This window comes from Pseudomonas sp. Tn43, from assembly GCF_014192635.1.
In the GTDB taxonomy this organism is placed as follows: Bacteria; Pseudomonadota; Gammaproteobacteria; order Pseudomonadales; family Pseudomonadaceae; genus Aquipseudomonas.
The window spans coordinates 68,778-86,640 of the sequence record NZ_JACHYG010000009.1; the positions used below are offsets into that span (position 1 = coordinate 68,778).

Below are 17,863 nucleotides of genomic sequence, written 5' to 3' on the forward strand. Positions count from 1 at the left end.
CCTTGTTTATTCGAGCGTGCCCGGCATTTTCGCCAATCCTACCCGATTCGGCAGGCGATCATTGTGGCAGCACATCCGACAATTGGACTTCAAGGATGAGACATTATCGAGTAACGTGCCTAACATTCTAGATTAAACGTTTCAGCAGGCGTATTTTCTACGTTCCAGGTCGCTTTGAACGGTTCTGCCGCAAAACCGCCAAAACTGCCCCTGAAAAGGCGCTCCCAAAGGGCCTAAGCTGAATCAATCAAAACAATACCTGGCGTCACACGGCGCCAAAAAGGAGAAAGCATGCTCGAGCTCACCATAGAGCAAATATCCATGGGCCAGTCGGCTGTGGATAAAGCCACCGCCTTGCAATTACTCGCTGACCGACTCGTGACCGATGGCTTGGTGGCCGACGGCTACCTCGCGGGCTTGCAGGCCCGGGAAGCCCAGGGCTCGACCTTTCTCGGCCAAGGTATTGCCATCCCCCACGGCACCCCGCAAACCCGTGATCAGGTGTTCGCCACTGGCGTGCGGCTGATGCAGTTCCCGGACGGCGTGGATTGGGGCGATGGCCAGATCGTTTATCTGGCCATTGGTATCGCCGCCAAATCCGATGAACACTTGCGCCTGCTGCAACTGTTGACTCGCGCCCTCGGTGAAACCGACCTGGGCCAGGCCCTGCGCCGCGCCAGTTCCGCCGAAGCCTTGTTGAAACTGCTGCAAGGCGCGCCGCAGGAATTGGCGCTGGACGCACAGATGATCGGCCTCGGCGTCTCCGCCGATGACTTCGAAGAACTGGTCTGGCGCGGTGCCCGTTTGCTGCGTCAGGCCGATTGCGTGAGCAACGGTTTTGCCGGCGTCTTGCAGCAGGTCGACGCGCTGCCGCTGGGCGATGGCCTGTGGTGGCTGCACAGCGAACAAACGGTGAAGCGTCCGGGCCTGGCGTTCGTTACCCCGGACAAACCCATGCGCTACCTCGGTCAGCCGTTGAGCGGTCTGTTCTGCCTGGCCAGCCTCGGTGAAGCCCATCAGGCGCTGCTCGAACGCCTTTGCGCGTTGCTGATCGAAGGCCGTGGCCATGAATTGGGCCGTGCCACCAGCAGTCGCGCGGTGCTGGAAGTGCTGGGTGGTGAAGTGCCGGCGGATTGGCCGAGCGCGCGCATTGCCTTGGCCAACGCCCACGGTTTGCATGCGCGCCCGGCGAAAATTCTTGCGCAACTGGCGAAAAGTTTTGAAGGTGAAATCCGCGTGCGCATCGTCGATGGCCACGACAGCGCGGTGTCGGTGAAGAGTTTGAGCAAACTGCTCAGCCTCGGCGCCCGTCGCGGTCAGGTGCTGGAATTCATCGCCGAACCGACCATCGCCGCCGATGCCTTGCCGGCCTTGCTGGCGGCCATCGAAGAAGGCCTCGGTGAAGAAGTCGAGCCGCTGCCGGCAGTGAGCCAACAGCGTGAAGTGATCGCCGATGTTGCCGAAGTGCTGCTTGCACCGGCTTCCGGCAGTTTGATTCAGGCGATTGCTGCTGCCCCGGGGATCGCCATCGGCCCGGCGCATATTCAAGTGCTGCAAGTCATCGATTACCCGCTGCGCGGTGAGTCCGCCGCCATCGAGCGCGAACGTCTCAAACAAGCGTTGGCAGATGTGCGTCGCGACATCGAAGGCCTGATAGAGCGCAGCAAGGCCAAAGCGATTCGCGAGATTTTCATTACCCATCAGGAAATGCTCGACGACCCGGAACTGACCGATGAAGTCGACACCCGCCTCAAGCAAGGCGAAAGCGCCGAAGCAGCGTGGATGGCGGTGATTGAGGCGGCGGCCAAACAACAGGAATCGCTGCAGGACGCCTTGCTCGCCGAACGTGCCGCCGACTTGCGCGACATTGGCCGTCGGGTGCTGGCGCAATTGAGTGGCGTCGAAACGCCGGCCGAGCCGGAGCAACCGTACATTCTGGTGATGGATGAAGTCGGCCCGTCCGACGTGGCACGTCTCGACCCGACGCGCGTGGCCGGCATCCTCACCGCTCGCGGTGGTGCCACGGCCCACAGCGCCATCGTCGCGCGAGCACTCGGTATTCCGGCGCTGGTGGGCGCCGGTGCCGCGGTGTTGCTGCTGAAACCGGGCACGCCGCTGTTGATCGATGGTCAACGTGGTCGCCTGCACGTAGATGCCGATGCCGCCACCTTGCAGCGCGCCACCGAAGAACGCGACACCCGCGAACTGCGCTTGAAAGCCGCGGCTGAACAGCGCCATCAGCCGGCGCTGACCACCGACGGCCACGCGGTGGAAGTATTCGCCAATATCGGCGAAAGCGCCGGCGTCACCAGTGCGGTGGAGCAGGGCGCCGAAGGTATTGGCCTGCTGCGCACCGAACTGATTTTCATGGCCCACCCGCAAGCGCCGGACGAGACGACCCAGGAAGTCGAATACCGACGCGTGCTCGATGGCCTGGCCGGTCGACCGCTGGTGGTGCGCACTCTTGACGTCGGTGGTGACAAACCGCTGCCGTACTGGCCGATCGCGAAAGAAGAAAACCCCTTCCTCGGCGTGCGCGGCATTCGCCTGACTCTGCAACGTCCGCAGGTCATGGAAGCGCAATTGCGCGCCTTGCTGCGTGCGGCGAACAACCGTCCGTTGCGGATCATGTTCCCGATGGTCGGCAGCGTCGATGAGTGGCGTCAGGCGCGGGATATGACTGAACGTCTGCGCCTGGAAATCCCGGTTGCGGACCTGCAACTGGGGATCATGATCGAAGTGCCGTCGGCTGCTTTGCTGGCGCCGGTGCTGGCCAAGGAAGTGGATTTCTTCAGCGTTGGCACCAACGACCTGACGCAATACACCCTGGCCATCGACCGTGGTCATCCGACCTTGTCGGCCCAGGCTGATGGTTTGCATCCGGCGGTGCTACAGCTGATCGACATCACCGTGCGTGCGGCTCATGCTCACGGCAAGTGGGTCGGTGTGTGCGGTGAGCTGGCGGCCGATCCGCTGGCGGTACCGGTGCTGGTGGGACTGGGTGTGGATGAGTTGAGTGTGTCGGGGCGCAGCATCGCCGAGGTCAAGGCGCGTATCCGTGAACTCAGCCTGACCCAGACTCGAACCCTTGCCCAAGAGGCCCTGGCCGTGGGCAGCGCGAACGAAGTCCGTGCATTAGTGGAGGCCCTGTAATGGCCAAGATCTTAACCCTGACCCTTAACCCGGCGCTGGACCTCACCGTCCAATTGCCGCTCCTTGCACCCGGTCAGGTCAATCGCAGCGACGAAATGCACACCCACGCTGCCGGCAAAGGGGTGAACGTGGCGCAGGTGCTGGCCGACCTCGGGCATCAGCTGACCGTCAGCGGTTTTCTCGGGGAAGATAACCTTCAGGCGTTCGAAACCCTGTTTGCCAAACGCGGGTTTACCGACGCGTTTGTCCGTGTCCCCGGCGAGACTCGCAGCAACATCAAACTGGCGGAAAGCGACGGGCGCATCACCGACATCAACGGCCCCGGGCCGAGGGTCAGTGAAGCGGCGCAGCAGGCCTTGCTCGATCGGCTCGACCAGATCGCTCCCGGGCATGATGCGGTCGTGATTGCCGGTAGTTTGCCCCGGGGGGTGAGCCCTCAGTGGTTGCGCGAGATGATTCAGCGCTTGAAAAAACGCGGTTTGAAAGTGGCGCTCGACACCAGCGGTGAAGCCTTGCGCGCAGGTCTGGCGGCCGGCCCATGGCTGATCAAACCCAACACCGAAGAATTGGCGCAGGCGCTGGGTTGCGAGGTGGTTTCGGTGGGCGCCCAAGCCGAGGCCGCGAGCCGTTTGCATGCGCATGGTATCGAGCACGTGGTGATTTCCGACGGTGCCGACGGGGTGAACTGGTTCAGTGTCGGCTCGGCCATGCACGCCTCGCCTCCCAAAGTCAGCGTGGTCAGTACTGTCGGTGCGGGTGACTCGTTGCTGGCGGGCATGCTGCACGGTTTGCTCAGTGCCGATACACCCGAACAAACCTTGCGCACCGCCACTGCGATTGCCGCCATGGCCGTTACCCAGATCGGTTTTGGTATCGGCGACACGGCGCAACTGGCGCACCTTGAACAGGGCGTACGCGTGCGTCCCCTGACCGAACAATAAGAGGGTTTGTCATGAAGTTAGCCATTGTTACGGCCTGCCCGAACGGTATGGTCACCAGTGTGCTGTGCGCCCGTCTGCTCGATGCAGCGGCTCAGCGTCAGGGCTGGAGCACCAGTGTCGAAGTCGTTGATGCGGCCCATCCGGAACGGCAGCTGTCAGCTGCGACCCTCGAAGCCGCCGAGTGGGTGTTGCTGGTCACCAGCACGCCTGTGGATATGTCGCGGTTTGTCGGTAAACGGGTATTCCAGAGCACCCCGGCCCAGGCCCTGCAAGATGTCGAAGCGGTGCTGCGGCGTGGGGTGGAAGAAGCCGAGGTTTACGTCGCGCCCGACGTCGCCGTCGAACCTGCCGTGGGTAAACAGGTGCCACGCCTAGTGGCTGTCACCGCGTGCCCGACCGGGGTCGCCCATACCTTCATGGCCGCCGAAGCCTTGCAGCAAGCGGCCAAGCGTCTGGGCTACGACTTGCAAGTGGAAACCCAGGGTTCGGTCGGCGCGCGCAATCCACTCAGCGCCGAGGCGATTGCCGATGCCGACGTGGTGCTGTTGGCGGCAGACATTGACGTGGCCACCGAGCGTTTCGCGGGCAAGAAAATCTACCGTTGCGGCACCGGCATTGCCCTGAAACAGGCCGAAGCGACCCTGAACAAAGCCTTGGCCGAGGGCAAACAGGAAAGCGCTTCGACCGGGGCCAAAGGCCCGGCCAAGCAAGAGAAGACCGGCATCTACAAACACTTGCTGACCGGTGTGTCGTACATGTTGCCGATGGTGGTGGCGGGCGGTCTGATGATTGCCTTGTCCTTTGTGTTCGGCATCACTGCGTTCAAGGAAGAGGGCACGCTCGCGGCCGCGCTGATGCAGATCGGCGGCGACACTGCGTTCAAATTGATGGTGCCGTTGCTGGCAGGTTACATCGCCTACTCGATCGCCGACCGCCCGGGCCTGGCGCCGGGGATGATCGGCGGTTTGCTGGCGAGTACGCTGGGGGCCGGTTTCATCGGCGGGATCATTGCCGGTTTCATCGCCGGTTATGCCGCCCAGGCGATCAACCGCTATGCACGTTTGCCCCAGAGCCTTGAGGCGCTGAAACCGATCCTGATCATTCCGTTGCTGGCGAGCCTGTTCACTGGTCTGGTGATGATCTACGTGGTCGGCAAACCAGTGGCTGGGATGCTCGCGGGGCTCACGCACTTCCTCGACAGCATGGGCACCACCAATGCCATCCTGCTGGGTGTGCTGCTGGGCGGCATGATGTGCATCGACCTCGGCGGGCCGATCAACAAAGCCGCTTACGCGTTTTCGGTGGGGCTGCTGGCATCGCAAAGTTATGCACCGATGGCCGCGACCATGGCCGCCGGCATGGTACCGCCGATTGGTCTGGGTATTGCCACGTTCATCGCCCGGCGCAAGTTCGCCCAGACTGAGCGCGAGGCCGGTAAAGCGGCGCTGGTGCTGGGGCTGTGCTTTATCTCCGAGGGCGCGATTCCGTTTGCGGCGAAAGACCCGTTGCGGGTGATTCCAGCGAGCATCGCCGGCGGTGCGCTGACGGGCGCGCTGTCGATGTACTTCGGCTGCAAACTCATGGCACCCCACGGCGGTTTGTTCGTGATGCTGATTCCGAACGCGATCAACCATGCGCTGTTGTATCTGCTGGCGATCGTGGCCGGGAGTTTGCTGACGGCGGTGACGTATGCGCTGCTCAAGCGGCCGGAAACGGTAGAACTGGCGCTGGAACCGGCCAACGCTTAACAGCAAAAGATCGCAGCCCTTCGGCAGCTCCTACCCGGGATTGTGTTCGACCGTGATATTGCGGCGTACATCGAACCTGTAGACCTGCCGAAGGCTGCGGTCTTTTTCCTGTCATCTCGATATTGAGCCAGGTCGGCGGCTTCATGACTTCAGTTTTCAGGATCAGTTCTGAAACCTGGCAAGCCTTTGGACGCGCAGTAGTCTTCGATTGTCTGCACGACTCCTTCCGGCGAGTCATCTGCTCCATCTTCTGGATAGAACAGTAAGTCACTCCCTGCTGGATGCGGCACGATCCTGTTGAAATGCTCCACCAACTTCCCCCGGTCGTCCTCTATTTCGGCATCGTCGATAGCGCCAATCAGCGCTTTGAATTCCTGTTTTGTGTACTCGGCAAGATTGTTCTTCAAATCCATTATTCAACCCTTCTGTGTATGTCGATATGGCGCCTTGGCGTGACAGCTCGCAGATTGTCAGCATCGTATACGGCGCCACCATCCATGATTGGTTCCACGTGGTGCAATTCGAAAGCAATTCGTTTTCCTACATGCTCGATTTTGGGGGATGCGGGGGCCAAACCTTTCGCCATGCCGGACAGGTTGCGTGAATTGAATTGCTGACTTAACTCTAAGTCATTGGCTACTGCTATCCAGAACGCTTTCCTGAATGCGTCGAAGCTACTGAACTGTCGGCCACGAAGCTGATCAACAATCCGCGTTGGAATGGGGGCGCCTAACGCTGTGCCAGCCCCAGCAAGCCAAATACCCGACACATTCTCGCCCACCCCCGTAACCCCACCAGGTTCATACCGTGCATTGAGTACGATGTAGATTGGCTCAAGCCCCGCATCCGCAGGAAACCAGATAATCGCATCCTGATACTCGGGCGGATGCTCCGGGTTCACCAGGGCCTTGTTGGCTTGTTCGGTGGGCGGATATACCCATATCGTCGGCAGGGGCGGGGCGCCTTCGAGTGCAGGAATGCGCGGCAGATCATCGGGACTCGCTGCGGGAGTCCAGATCAGGCCAATGCCGTTGCCGATATCGGCGACAAAATGTTCCCCCTCTCGGGCGGCTTTGATGACCGGGACAAATTCCCAGTCTTTTTTCCCGCCCGTGTAGAAGCCGTAAGCGCTGATGGAGCCGTCCGGCAAGGTTTTCAAGTTGAGGCGGACACGAGTTCGCCCGCTATCAAGCTCCGCGTACTGCTCTTTCTTGTAGAAGGCACTGTCGGGGGAAAGGCTGGTGTTCGGTATCAAGAGCGCGACGGTGCCGACCGCCGCAGTGGTTGCCACCGCCGTTGAACTGGTCAGCAGACTGAGGGCAAGGGATCCGCCGAGACGCTGGGCCAGGGCGTTGCCGGTGGCCGAGCCGGCCACCCATTTGAGCGGTATGCCTTCGGCGGTAATCGCTGCGCCAGTGCCCAGTACGGCCCACGCCCCGTAGTCGGCCAGTCTCTCGACCGGGACAAACCCGGCGGGGTTGCTGTGATTGATGACGCCGTCAGGGAGGTTGCAGCTTTTGGTGAACACGCAACCGTTGCTGGCGGCTTGCTTGCGTTTTTCGACTTGCCTGACGAGGCGATTTTCATACGCCTGTTGTCGGGCGAGCATGTCGTCGTAGGCTTTTTGTCTGGCGTCACGTTCGGCCAGCTCGGTCGGGGTCATGTCGCGCAGGTAGCGGATGCCGATTCCGCTGCCGCCGCCACCGCTGGAATATTCCCAGAATTGGGGGATGTCCTTGTTGCGCGCCATTGGTGCTTTTCTGCATGTGGCTAGGGGAGCCTCGAACCTAACCGGAGAGCGAAGGGGCTGGCGTTAGGACGTTTCCCAAAAGCGGCGCTGAAATTTCCTATTTCAGGTTGTTGCTGGGGGAGGAAGGGCTATTGCTCGGTTTCGACTGTGGCCCGGTGAATGGCGCCTTCGGCAGCTCCTACCCGGGATTGTGTTCGACCGCGATATTGCGGCGTACATCGAACCTGTAGGAGCGGCCGAAGGCTGCACCCGGCTAAAACACCGACTGTGGAAGGGTTTTTGTGGCGAGGGGGCTTGCCCCCGTTGGGTCGCGCAGCGGCCCCAAAACCTGCAACTGCGTTATGTCAGACACACCGTGTTTGCCGGGTTTGCGACTGCTTCGCAGCCGAACGGGGCAAGCCCCCTCGCCACAGAAGTTGTGCATTTCATTAAGTCGGCGAAGATCCTGTCATACCGGTTTCATGCAGCCATGCTTAAGTTTTCCTTTTCAGGGAGAACACCATGAGCGAATTCGACCTCGGCCGCCGTCGTGTCATGCAAGCCGTCGGGGCCGGGCTGTTGATGCCTGGCATGGCCCCGGCGGTGATCGCTTCGGTCAAGGATCGGCCGCAACTCACCGATGGCGTGCAGTCTGGTGACCTGCTGGGCGACCGGGCGATGATCTGGAGCCGTTGCGACCGTGCGGCGCGGATGGTGGTGGAATGGGACACCCGCAGCCTGTTCAGTAATCCTCGTCGATTCGTTTCGCCATTGGCCGATGCCCGCACCGACTTCACTGCCCGGGTCGACCTCACTGGCCTGCCCGCCGATCAGGCAATTTTCTACCGCGTGTATTTCGAAGACGCCCAGAGCGGTGTCGCCAGTGAACCCTGGTTCGGTCATCTGCGCAGTGTGCCAACCGCCCGACGGAATATTCGGTTTGTCTGGAGCGGCGACACGGTCGGGCAGGGCTTCGGCATCAACCCGGACATTGGCGGCATGCGCATTTACGAAGCCATGCGTCTGCGCCTGCCGGACTTTTTTATCCACAGCGGTGACACCATTTACGCCGACGGCCCGGTGCCGGCGCAACTGACCACCGAAAGCGGACGGGTGTGGCGCAACCTCACCAGCGAAGCCAAGAGCAAAGTCGCCGAAACCCTCGACGACTATCGCGGCAATTACCGCTACAACCTGATGGATGAAAACATCCGCCGCTTCAACGCTGAAGTGCCGCAGATCTGGCAATGGGACGACCACGAAGTGGTGAACAACTGGTCGCCGGGCAAGCAGCTGGATGAGCGCTACAAAAGCAAAGATATCCACAGCCTGGTGGGTCGCGCGCGCCAGGCCTGGCTGGAGTACGCGCCGATGCGCTTGCAGAGTGCCGATGACGGCGGGCGGATTTATCGCAAGCTGAGTTATGGGCCGATGCTTGATGTGTTCGTGCTCGACATGCGCAGTTATCGCCAAGCCAATGACGACAACCTGGGTGCCGCCAAAGCGTTTCTCGGTCGCGAACAATTGGATTGGCTCAAACGCGAATTGAAAGGCTCCCAGGCCCAATGGAAAGTCATCGCCGCCGACATGCCCATCGGCCTCGGCGTGCCCGATGGTGAAGTCAGCCCCGGTGTGGCGCGGTGGGAAGCGGTGGCCAATGGTGACCCTGGCCCGGCTCAGGGCCGTGAAGTGGAAATCGCCGAACTGCTCGGTTTTCTGCGGGCGCAGCGGGTGCGTAATTTCGTGTTCCTCACGGCGGATGTGCATTACTGTGCGGCGCACCATTACCACCCGGACCGCGCGGCGTTTCAGGACTTCGAACCGTTCTGGGAATTTGTCGCGGGGCCGTTGAATGCGGGGAGCTTCGGGCCGAATGCGCTGGATAAAACCTTCGGCCCCGAAGTGGTGTTCGAGAAAGCACCACCGGCGCAGAACACCTCGCCGTTTGCCGGGTTTCAGTTTTTTGGCGAGGTGAACATCGATGGGCAGACGGGGGAGATGAGTGTGGTGTTGCGGGATCTGGATGGGGTGGGGGTGTTTGAGCGTAAGTTGCAGCCGGTTTGAGGACTGCACGATCGCTCCCATGCTCTGCGTGGGAATGCCTCAACGGACGCTTTGCGTTCGGCTGTTGTGGGACGCGGAGCGTCCCGGGCTGCATTCCCACGCGGAGCGTGGGAACGATCAACGTTGGATGTGATGGCCTCATCGCAGGCAAGCTACAGGGGATCAAGGGTGTCAGTAGACGTCGCGGCGGTAGCGGCCTTGTTCGATCAATCGCTCGACCTCCTCAATGCCGAGCAATTCGTTGAGCGCGTGATCCACCCCTGAAGCCATTCCCTGCAGACTGCCGCAGATGTAAATCATGGCGCCATCGGCCAGCCATTTTTTCAACTCGTCGGCAGATTCGCGCAGCCGATCCTGCACATAGATCTTCTCGGCCTGATCCCGGGAAAACGCCAGGTCCAGCCGCTCCAGATCACCGTTGATCAACCACTCTTCCAGTTCCGCGCGGCACAGGTAATCGTGCTCGCGATGACGCTCGCCGAACAGCAGCCAGTGACGCTGCTGCCCGTCGGCAATCCGTGCCTTGAGCAAACTGCGCAACCCGGCAAGGCCAGTGCCGTTGCCCAGCAGGATCATCGGCACCGGTTGATTCGGCAGATGGAAGCCACTGTTGCGGCGTACCCGCAAGCTGATGCTACTCCCCACGGGAGCGTGTTCGGTCAACCAGCCGGAACCGACCCCCAGGCTGCCGTCGGCATGCACCTCCTGACGCACGATCAATTCCAGTACGCCGTCGGCGGCGATCGAGGCGATGGAGTATTCGCGCATGGACAACGGCACTAAAGCGTCCGCCAGCGCTTGCGCGTGCAGGCCAACCAGATGGGTGCGGTTTTCGGGCAGTTGTCGGCTGGCCAGGGCTTGTTCCAGTGTTTGCGACAGGCCATCGAACTCAACCATGGCCCGGCCATCAACCCCCAAACCGTCGAGGAAATGCTCGATGGCCCACGGACAATTGCGTGGCAGCACTTCCACCAGATCCCCGGCCAGCCAACTGCTGGCAGTGGGAGCGCTCAGACCGAGCAAATACACGGGCGAACCGCTGCTGTCCGGGTTCATCAATTCGCGGTGGGTGAGGGTCCAGTTGTCGTAACTTGGCGCTTGCCAGGTATCCACCGGCGCCTGGCCTGTCAGCAGGCCGAGTTGCTGTTGCCAGTGGCGCAGGGCGTAAGGGTCACCGCTGTCGACTTCTACCGGAGCGAACAAAGTCTTGCCGCCGTTTTCGCCCAGCCATGCGTGCAAGCGGCGAGCGAAGCCGCAGAAATGTTGGTATTGACGGTCGCCGAGGCCAAGCACGGCATAGTTCAGGCTGTCGAAGCTCAGCGCCCGGCCCAGCACTTTGCGTTCGAATCCTCGGGCACTGTCCGGCGCTTCACCGTCGCCGAAGGTGCTGACCACAAACAGCGCGTTGCTGGAATCCTGCAGATCCTGTTGGCTGACATTGGCCAATGGTTGGACCTTCACCGGCAACCCGGCGGCCTGCAGTTGTCCGGCAGTCTGCCAGGCAAGCTGTTCGGCGAATCCGCTCTGACTGGCGAAGCCAATCAGCCATGCCGGCGCATCACTGCCCGGTTGCGTGAGGCCTTTGCGTGTTTCCTGGATCTGACGTTTCTTGCGTCGGCGGTCCAGGTACAGCAACCAGCCGGTGATGAAAAACACTGGCATGGTCAGCGCGGCGATCGTCAGGATAATCCGTCCGATCATCCCGAAGTAACTGCCGACGTGCAGCGCATAGATACTGGTCAGCAGCTGCGCCTTGAGGCTCTTGTCGCTGTAGCGGTCATGCCGGCTGACGATCCCGGTCGCCGGATCGAGAGTGAGCTGGTTCCGCGCCTGGTCGTGAGGGGAGTTTTGCAGCAGATAGAACACGGTTGCCGGTTGTCCGGCCACGGGCGGCATTCGGACGTTGTAGGAGGCAAGCCCTGGGCCGGCAGCGCTGTAGATGCTGCTCCATATCGCCCTGTAATCGGCGGTGGGGGCTGGGCCGTTTGGCGCAGGACCGCGGCCACTGCGCACTCGTTCGTTCTGCGGCGAATCGGAAAGCAGCCGGGTCAGGCCTTTGTTGTACCACTCGTACGACCAGAATAACCCGGTCAGCGCTGCCAAAAGATAGAACACCAGGCACCAGGTACCGGCCACCGAATGCAAATCCCAGTTGAAGCCGCGTCCCTTTTTCTTCCAGTCGAGGGTCAGCCAGGCCCGCCAGCTTTTCCACTGGCGTGGCCAGCGCAGGTACAGGCCGGACAGGCAGAAGAACACCAGGATCAGGGTACAGGCACCGGTGATCTGCCGGCCGATATCGTCCATGGCCAGAACCCGGTGCAGTTGCAGCATCAGGCCAAAGAAATCCTGGCCGGTGACGTCGCCCATGAACTCGCCGGTGTACGGGTCGAAGTAACGCATCGGCCCGCGACGTTCACCGGGGGGCGCCGTAAAGATCACCCGCGCGGCGTTGCCGCTGTCGGTCTCGACCCAGAGCATCGAGACTTTTTTGCCCGAGGCACCTTCGATCTTCTCCACCAGTTCGGCAGGCGGCAGTACGCCAGCAATCTGCTTCTCGACGTGCAGCACAGAGGGGTTCAACGCCCGCAGGATTTCATCCTGGAACGATACCGCCGCCCCGGTGATGCCCATCAGGGCCAGGACCAGTCCGGCGCTGATGCCGAAAAACCAGTGCAACTGGAACAGGGATTTCTTCAACACGTCGCTCGCCTTGTTCGTTCAAAAGTCATCATCACGGCGCGCATTATGCCGTGAGTTGTCGAGAAAGATTCTTTTTTACACAGAAAAACCTGATCGCCGCCCGTGAAGGCGCGCTCGATGCTCAGGCGTTGCCCGGGCAGAATCTGCTCGACGGTCGTGGCTGATCAGCCGTCTATCGCAGGTGCGGAAACACCGATAGCAAAACGACCTCGACAGCTTCGAACGTCAGACACAAAAAAGCCCATGACAGGTCATGGGCTTTTTGATTTCTGCGTGTAGCGCTTACACGTAGAACGACTTCAGCGGCGGGAAGCCATTGAATTCAACAGCGCTGTAGCTGGTGGTGTAAGCACCGGTCGACAACCAATACAAACGGTCACCGATCGCCAGGTTCAGCGGCAGGCCGTACTTGTAGTTTTCGTACATGATGTCGGCGCTGTCGCAGGTTGGACCGGCGATGACCACTTCTTCCATCTCGCCTTTCTTCTCGGTCCAGATCGGGAACTTGATGGCTTCGTCCATGGTTTCGATCAGGCCAGAGAATTTGCCCACATCCGTGTACACCCAACGCTCGACGGCGGTACGGGATTTACGCGCCACCAGCACCACTTCACTGACCAGAATGCCGGCGTTGGCAATCAGCGAACGGCCCGGCTCCAGGATGATTTCCGGCAGCTCGTCGCCGAAGTCTTCCTTGAGGAAGCGGATGATTTCTTCGGCGTAGGTTTCCAGGCTGTTGGTGCGGGTAATGTAGTTGGCCGGGAAGCCGCCGCCCATGTTGATCAGCTTCAGGTGGATGCCGTCTTCTTCTTTCAGACGCTCGAAAATCACTTTGACCTTGGCGATCGCCGCATCCCACACGCTGATGTCGCGTTGCTGCGAACCGACGTGGAACGAGATGCCGTACGGCACCAGGCCCAGGTCGCGAGCGAGGATCAGCAGGTCCATGGCCATGTCGGTCTGGCAGCCGAATTTACGCGACAGTGGCCAGTCGGCAGTGGTCGAGCCTTCAGTCAGGATGCGTACATAGACTTTCGAGCCTGGAGCTGCCTTGGCGATGTTGCGCAGGTCGGCTTCGGAGTCGGTGGCATACAGACGCACGCCCTTGTCGTAGAAGTAGCGAATGTCTTTGGATTTCTTGATGGTGTTGCCGTAGCTGATGCGATCCGGACCGACGCCCTGGTTCATCACTTTATCGAGCTCATAGATCGAGGCGATGTCGAAGTTCGAGCCTTTTTCTTTGAGCAGGTCGATGATTTCAACGGCCGGGTTGGCCTTGACTGCATAGTAGACCTTGGCGAATTCGAAACCGGCGCGCAGGTCATCGTAGGCCTGGCTGATCATCGCGGTGTCGATCACCACGAACGGGGTTTCTTGTTTGTCGGCGAAGGCCTTCATTTTCTGGAAGGTATCGCGCGCGAAATAGTCTTCGACGTTGATCGACATGCTGGGAACTCCTACTGGCAAACTGAAATTATCAATGGGTGCAAATGAACGCCCTCCGTATCCCCACTTTGGTTCGCCTACTTCCCAAGGCATGTCGCCGAAAGCAAAAAGGCCATGGGAAACGGTGCTTCCCTTGGCCTTGCTGTCTCGTCGTCAGTACTTGAGCCGGATGGATCGTTTCCAGCATGGACGTTCGGCGCGAACTTTAGGGCGTGAGGGGCTTGAGATCAACAAAAAATGTCGCGTTTTTGCACGCTTCCGTCGTGCGGTCCTGGGGAGCTACTGATGTAACCGACCTGCATGACAGTGTGATGTTCCCGTAGGAGGGATATTTGAGGGGGTTCAGGAGGGATTGGTGGTGCCCCATTCGCGGGCAAGCCTCGCTCCTACAGGTTTGGTGTCGTGCAAAAAATCAACGCACACCACAAATCCTGTAGGAGCGAGGCTTGCCCGCGAAGACCGTCAGATCAGGCGACAGCAGTCTCGGCCGGCGAAACAATGCTGGTTTTGCCCCCACGCGACTTGCCGGAGCTCAAGTACTCGGCAATCGATTCCTGAGTCACCTCACCCAGGAACACCCGCTCGGCATCCATCACCGGCAGCCATGAGCGGTTGAACTCGTACATGCGCGACAGCAGGATGCGCAAATGCTCGTCGTAGGCCGCGGTGGCGTTGAACTCGCGCAGGTATTGCGCGCAGGTGCCGGTCTGGCGGTGCAGGTCGCGACGGCGCACGTAGCCCAGGGCCTTGTTCTCGGCACAGGTGACCACCACGTAACGACGGTCCAGTTCGTCCATCAATTCCAGCGCTTCGGCCACTGGCGTTTCCGGGCTCACTGAGGGCGCGTTATCCGCCGCGTCTTCGGCTTTCACCAGCAACAGGCGCTTGAGGGTGCTGTCCTGGCCGACGAAGTTGCTGACAAAGTCATCCGCCGGGTGCGCGAGAAGCGTGTCCGGATGATCGATCTGCAGCAGTTTGCCCGCGCGGAAAATGGCGATCTTGTCGCCAAGCTTGATCGCTTCGTCGATGTCGTGGCTGACCATGATCACGGTCTTGTTCAGTGCCCGTTGCATCTCGAAGAATTCGTTCTGAATCATCTCGCGGTTGATCGGGTCGACCGCGCCGAACGGCTCGTCCATCAACAGCAGCGGCGCATCCGCCGCCAACGCGCGAATCACGCCGATCCGCTGCTGTTGGCCGCCGGACAATTCACGCGGGTAGCGAGTCAGGTACTGCTTGGGTTCGAGCTTGATCATGCTCATCAACTCGCGGGCGCGATCGTGGCATTTCTGTTTGTCCCAACCGAGCAGGCGCGGAACGATAGTGATGTTTTCCTCGATGGTCATGTTCGGGAACAGACCGATCTGCTGGATCACATAACCGATGTTGCGACGCAGGGTCACGGCGTCGAGGTCGGTGGTGTCTTCGCCGTTGATCAGGATCTTGCCCGAGGTTGGCTTGATCAGGCGATTGATCATCTTCAGCGTGGTGCTTTTGCCGCAGCCCGATGGCCCGAGGAACACACAGATTTCGCCTTCATTGACGGTCAGGCTCACCGAGTCCACGGCTTTCACATCTTTGCCGTTGCTTTGGAAGGTTTTACTGAGGTTTTGAAGTTCGATCATTTCAGGAGTCCTTTTGGAGTCAGCGTGCGTTGTAGCCATTGCAGAAGCAGGTCGGCGAAGATGGCCAGGAGACTGACCAGCACGGCGCCGACGATCAGCATCGACATGTCGCTGCGGCTGATGGAAGCGAGAATGAGTACACCCAGGCCACCGGCGCCGATGGTCGCGGCGATGGTCATCACACCGATGTTCATCACCACGGCGGTGCGCACACCGGCGAGGATTACCGGCACGGCAATCGGCAATTCGACCATGCGCAGGCGCTGGCCGAAGGTCATGCCAATGCCGCGCGCCGCTTCGCGAATGCCAGGTTCGACGCCGGTCAGGGCCAAATAGGTGTTACGCATGATCGGCAGCAACGAGTACAAAAACACTGCAGTGATCGCCGGCATCGGGCCGAGGCCCTGGCCGAATTTCGAATAGAACGGCAGCAGCAGGCCGAACAGCGCAATCGATGGCACGGTCAGCAACACCGTGGCGCTGGCTTGCAACGGACCGGCCAGTGTCGGGAAACGGGTCATCAGGATGCCCAGCGGCACGCCGACCAGAATCGCCAGGGTCACGGCGATGCCAACCAGGGTGATGTGCTGCCAGGTCAGATGCAAAACCTGCGACCAATCGAGATGGGAAAAGGCGTTCAAAAATTCCATGGCTTTTCCTCCTCAGTGGATGGGGTGCTGGCGCAGGAAATCTGCAGCAACGGATGAAGGACTTTCGTGATCGACATCGACCCGCGCATTCAGCTGACGCAGGGTGGCGTCGTCGAACAGTTCGGCCAGCGGCTTGAGTTCTTCGGCGAGTTTCGGATGGGCGTCGAGGTAGACCTGACGCACCACCGGCGCGGCGGTGTAGTCGGGGAAGTAATGCTTGTCGTCTTCGAGCAACTTGAGCTTGAAGGCATTCAAGCGACCGTCAGTGGTGTAGACCAGACCGGCAAACACCTGGCCATTGCGCAGCGCGGTGTAGACCAGTCCGGCATCCATCTGGCGGATGTTGTTGCGGGTCAGGTTCATGCCGTAGAGATCTACCATGCCATCGAGACCGTCGGAGCGGTTGGCAAACTCGGTGTCCAGGGCGATGAGGTGAGGGCTTTTCGCCTCGGCCTGCAACACGGCATTCAGTTCGCTGATGGTGTTGATCTGCGGGTAAGCCTTGGCGGTGTTTTCCGGCAGCGCCAGGGCGTAGGTGTTGCTGAACTTCGACGGGGTGAGCCAGACCAGGCCTTTTTTTGCGTCGAGTTCTTTCACCCGGGCGTAGGACTGAGCGCTATCAAGCTTGTCGGTGACGTGGTTGTAAGCCACCAGCGACACGCCGGTGTATTCCCACATCAAATCCAGCTGACCACTTTCGTGGGCGCTACGGGCCAGGTTACTGCCCAGGCCGCCGGTCACCTGGGTGTCGTAACCCTTGGTGCGCAGGTATTGCGAAGTGATTTCCGCCAGCAGGGTTTGTTCAGTGAACACCCGGGCGCCGATGCGGATCACGGGTTTTTCAGCGGCTTGGGCAAATCCTGCGAACAGCAGAATGCAGCCTGTTAAAAAGCTTAATGTCTTCATGAATATTCCTTTGCCGAGGCTTAAGACGGGCGCAGGCCGCGTTCGAGCCAGAGTCGGCTGGCGGCTGTCACCAGACCGTCGAGCAGCAAGGCCAGCAGGGCGGTGCAGGCCGCGCCGAGCAGCAATTGCGGCTGATTGTTCAGGGCGATGCCGGGGAAAATCAGGCTGCCCAAGCTGTTGGCGCCAATCAGGAACGCCAGCGGTGCGGTACCGACGTTGATCGCCAGTGCCACGCGCACGCCGCCAATGATGATCGGCACGGCGTTCGGCAGTTCGACCCGCCACAGCACCTGAGTCGGTGTCATGCCGATGCCGACGGCCGCTTCCTTGAGTGAACCCTGGACGTTTTTCAGCCCTTCGTAGGTGTTGCGCACAATGGGCAACAGTGAGGCGAGGAACAAGGCGAAAATCGCAGGGCCGCTGCCGATGCCGAGGATACCCAGGGCGATGGCCAGTACGGCGAGAGGCGGCACGGTGTTGCCGATATTGAAGATCTGCATGAAGCGTTCGGCGCGGCCAACCATGGTCGGGCGGCTGAGGAAGATACCGGCGGGTATGCCCACTACAAGGGCGGCCAGCATGGAAACGAGGACGAGAATCAGATGAGCTTGCAGGTAAAACAACAAATCGTCGCGGTACTGTTCGATCGTGTTGATGCCAATCCAGTGGACCAGCAGGGCCAGAAGGGCGACGACAACCGCACCTCCTATCAGCCCTTTGCCATAGCGAATAGCCACAGGCGGACTCCTTTTTTCAGTCGGCGGACGCAGTCCCGAGTGGCATGCCATTCCTGGCTGCCGGGAAATCAACGTTCGCGAGAAGCAGCTCTTCATGCTCGTGAAACCGCATGAAATCGAGCCATAAGCGCAGCCCCGTCAGGCTAACTTGCTGATTTTTCAGC

General features: G+C 60.5%; 12 protein-coding genes. 4 read left to right on the forward strand and 8 right to left on the reverse strand.

Going from position 1 to position 17,863, the window contains the following annotated elements:
• Positions 1-291: 291 nt before the first annotated feature.
• Genes ptsP through FHW68_RS21755 form a run of 3 tightly spaced genes read left to right on the forward strand, consistent with a single transcriptional unit; the run spans position 292 to position 5,842 of the window.
• Entirely contained in the window at positions 292-3,153 is a 2,862-nt protein-coding gene (ptsP, locus tag FHW68_RS21745) for a phosphoenolpyruvate--protein phosphotransferase (RefSeq protein WP_183683054.1), read from the forward strand.
• The gene (pfkB, locus tag FHW68_RS21750; RefSeq protein ID WP_183683057.1) at positions 3,153-4,094 is read left to right on the forward strand and encodes a 1-phosphofructokinase; all 942 of its coding nucleotides are present in this window, start codon (positions 3,153-3,155) and stop codon (positions 4,092-4,094) included. Before ptsP ends, pfkB begins: the two co-directional genes overlap by 1 nt.
• An 11-nt stretch (positions 4,095-4,105) precedes the next feature.
• Entirely contained in the window at positions 4,106-5,842 is a 1,737-nt protein-coding gene (locus tag FHW68_RS21755) for a PTS fructose-like transporter subunit IIB (RefSeq protein ID WP_095631242.1), read from the forward strand.
• Positions 5,843-5,991: 149 nt separating this feature from the next.
• Here FHW68_RS21755 and FHW68_RS21760 read toward each other — a convergent pair whose 3' ends face one another.
• Positions 5,992-6,255, reverse strand: coding sequence for a bacteriocin immunity protein (locus FHW68_RS21760; RefSeq protein ID WP_095631243.1), 264 nt, complete (start codon positions 6,253-6,255; stop codon positions 5,992-5,994).
• Positions 6,255-7,592, reverse strand: a complete 1,338-nt coding sequence (locus FHW68_RS21765; RefSeq protein ID WP_095631244.1) for an S-type pyocin domain-containing protein — start codon at positions 7,590-7,592, stop codon at positions 6,255-6,257. The genes FHW68_RS21760 and FHW68_RS21765 overlap by 1 nt, the downstream gene beginning before the upstream one ends.
• A gap of 501 nt (positions 7,593-8,093) precedes the next feature.
• Between FHW68_RS21765 and FHW68_RS21770 the strand changes: the two genes are divergently transcribed.
• Entirely contained in the window at positions 8,094-9,635 is a 1,542-nt protein-coding gene (locus tag FHW68_RS21770; protein WP_095631245.1) for an alkaline phosphatase, read from the forward strand.
• 171 nt (positions 9,636-9,806) lie between these two features.
• Here the strand turns inward: FHW68_RS21770 and FHW68_RS21775 are convergent, their stop codons facing one another.
• From FHW68_RS21775 to FHW68_RS21800, 6 genes are all read right to left on the reverse strand, one after another.
• Positions 9,807-12,335, reverse strand: coding sequence for a sulfite reductase flavoprotein subunit alpha (locus tag FHW68_RS21775; protein WP_183683059.1), 2,529 nt, complete (start codon positions 12,333-12,335; stop codon positions 9,807-9,809).
• Positions 12,336-12,617: 282 nt separating this feature from the next.
• Positions 12,618-13,781, reverse strand: a complete 1,164-nt coding sequence (locus tag FHW68_RS21780) for a type III PLP-dependent enzyme (protein WP_008067252.1) — start codon at positions 13,779-13,781, stop codon at positions 12,618-12,620.
• A 467-nt stretch (positions 13,782-14,248) separates the two neighbouring features.
• Positions 14,249-15,406 (reverse strand): betaine/proline/choline family ABC transporter ATP-binding protein, encoded by a 1,158-nt coding sequence (locus tag FHW68_RS21785; protein ID WP_095631248.1) that lies wholly within the window; start codon positions 15,404-15,406, stop codon positions 14,249-14,251.
• Positions 15,403-16,056 (reverse strand): ABC transporter permease, encoded by a 654-nt coding sequence (locus FHW68_RS21790; RefSeq protein WP_183683062.1) that lies wholly within the window; start codon positions 16,054-16,056, stop codon positions 15,403-15,405. The genes FHW68_RS21785 and FHW68_RS21790 overlap by 4 nt, the downstream gene beginning before the upstream one ends.
• Positions 16,057-16,068: 12 nt before the next feature.
• A complete protein-coding gene (locus FHW68_RS21795; protein WP_095631249.1) occupies positions 16,069-16,962 on the reverse strand; it encodes a glycine betaine ABC transporter substrate-binding protein in 894 nt (297 codons plus the stop codon).
• Positions 16,963-16,982: 20 nt separating this feature from the next.
• Positions 16,983-17,699: an ABC transporter permease gene (locus FHW68_RS21800; protein WP_095631250.1), complete on the reverse strand. Its 717-nt coding sequence runs from the start codon at positions 17,697-17,699 to the stop codon at positions 16,983-16,985.
• Between the last annotated feature and the right edge of the window lie 164 nt (positions 17,700-17,863).

Bases quoted from the DNA above. Each gene is read 5' to 3' on its own strand.
- FHW68_RS21785 (WP_095631248.1), bottom strand. From the start codon at position 15,406: ATGATCGAACTTCAAAACCTCAGTAAAACCTTCCAAAGCAACGGCAAA.
- FHW68_RS21755 (WP_095631242.1), top strand. From the start codon at position 4,106: ATGAAGTTAGCCATTGTTACGGCCTGCCCGAACGGTATGGTCACCAGT.
- FHW68_RS21795 (WP_095631249.1), bottom strand. From the start codon at position 16,962: ATGAAGACATTAAGCTTTTTAACAGGCTGCATTCTGCTGTTCGCAGGA.
- FHW68_RS21780 (WP_008067252.1), bottom strand. From the start codon at position 13,781: ATGTCGATCAACGTCGAAGACTATTTCGCGCGCGATACCTTCCAGAAA.
- FHW68_RS21765 (WP_095631244.1), bottom strand. From the start codon at position 7,592: ATGGCGCGCAACAAGGACATCCCCCAATTCTGGGAATATTCCAGCGGT.
- FHW68_RS21760 (WP_095631243.1), bottom strand. From the start codon at position 6,255: ATGGATTTGAAGAACAATCTTGCCGAGTACACAAAACAGGAATTCAAA.
- ptsP (WP_183683054.1), top strand. From the start codon at position 292: ATGCTCGAGCTCACCATAGAGCAAATATCCATGGGCCAGTCGGCTGTG.
- FHW68_RS21770 (WP_095631245.1), top strand. From the start codon at position 8,094: ATGAGCGAATTCGACCTCGGCCGCCGTCGTGTCATGCAAGCCGTCGGG.
- FHW68_RS21790 (WP_183683062.1), bottom strand. From the start codon at position 16,056: ATGGAATTTTTGAACGCCTTTTCCCATCTCGATTGGTCGCAGGTTTTG.
- pfkB (WP_183683057.1), top strand. From the start codon at position 3,153: ATGGCCAAGATCTTAACCCTGACCCTTAACCCGGCGCTGGACCTCACC.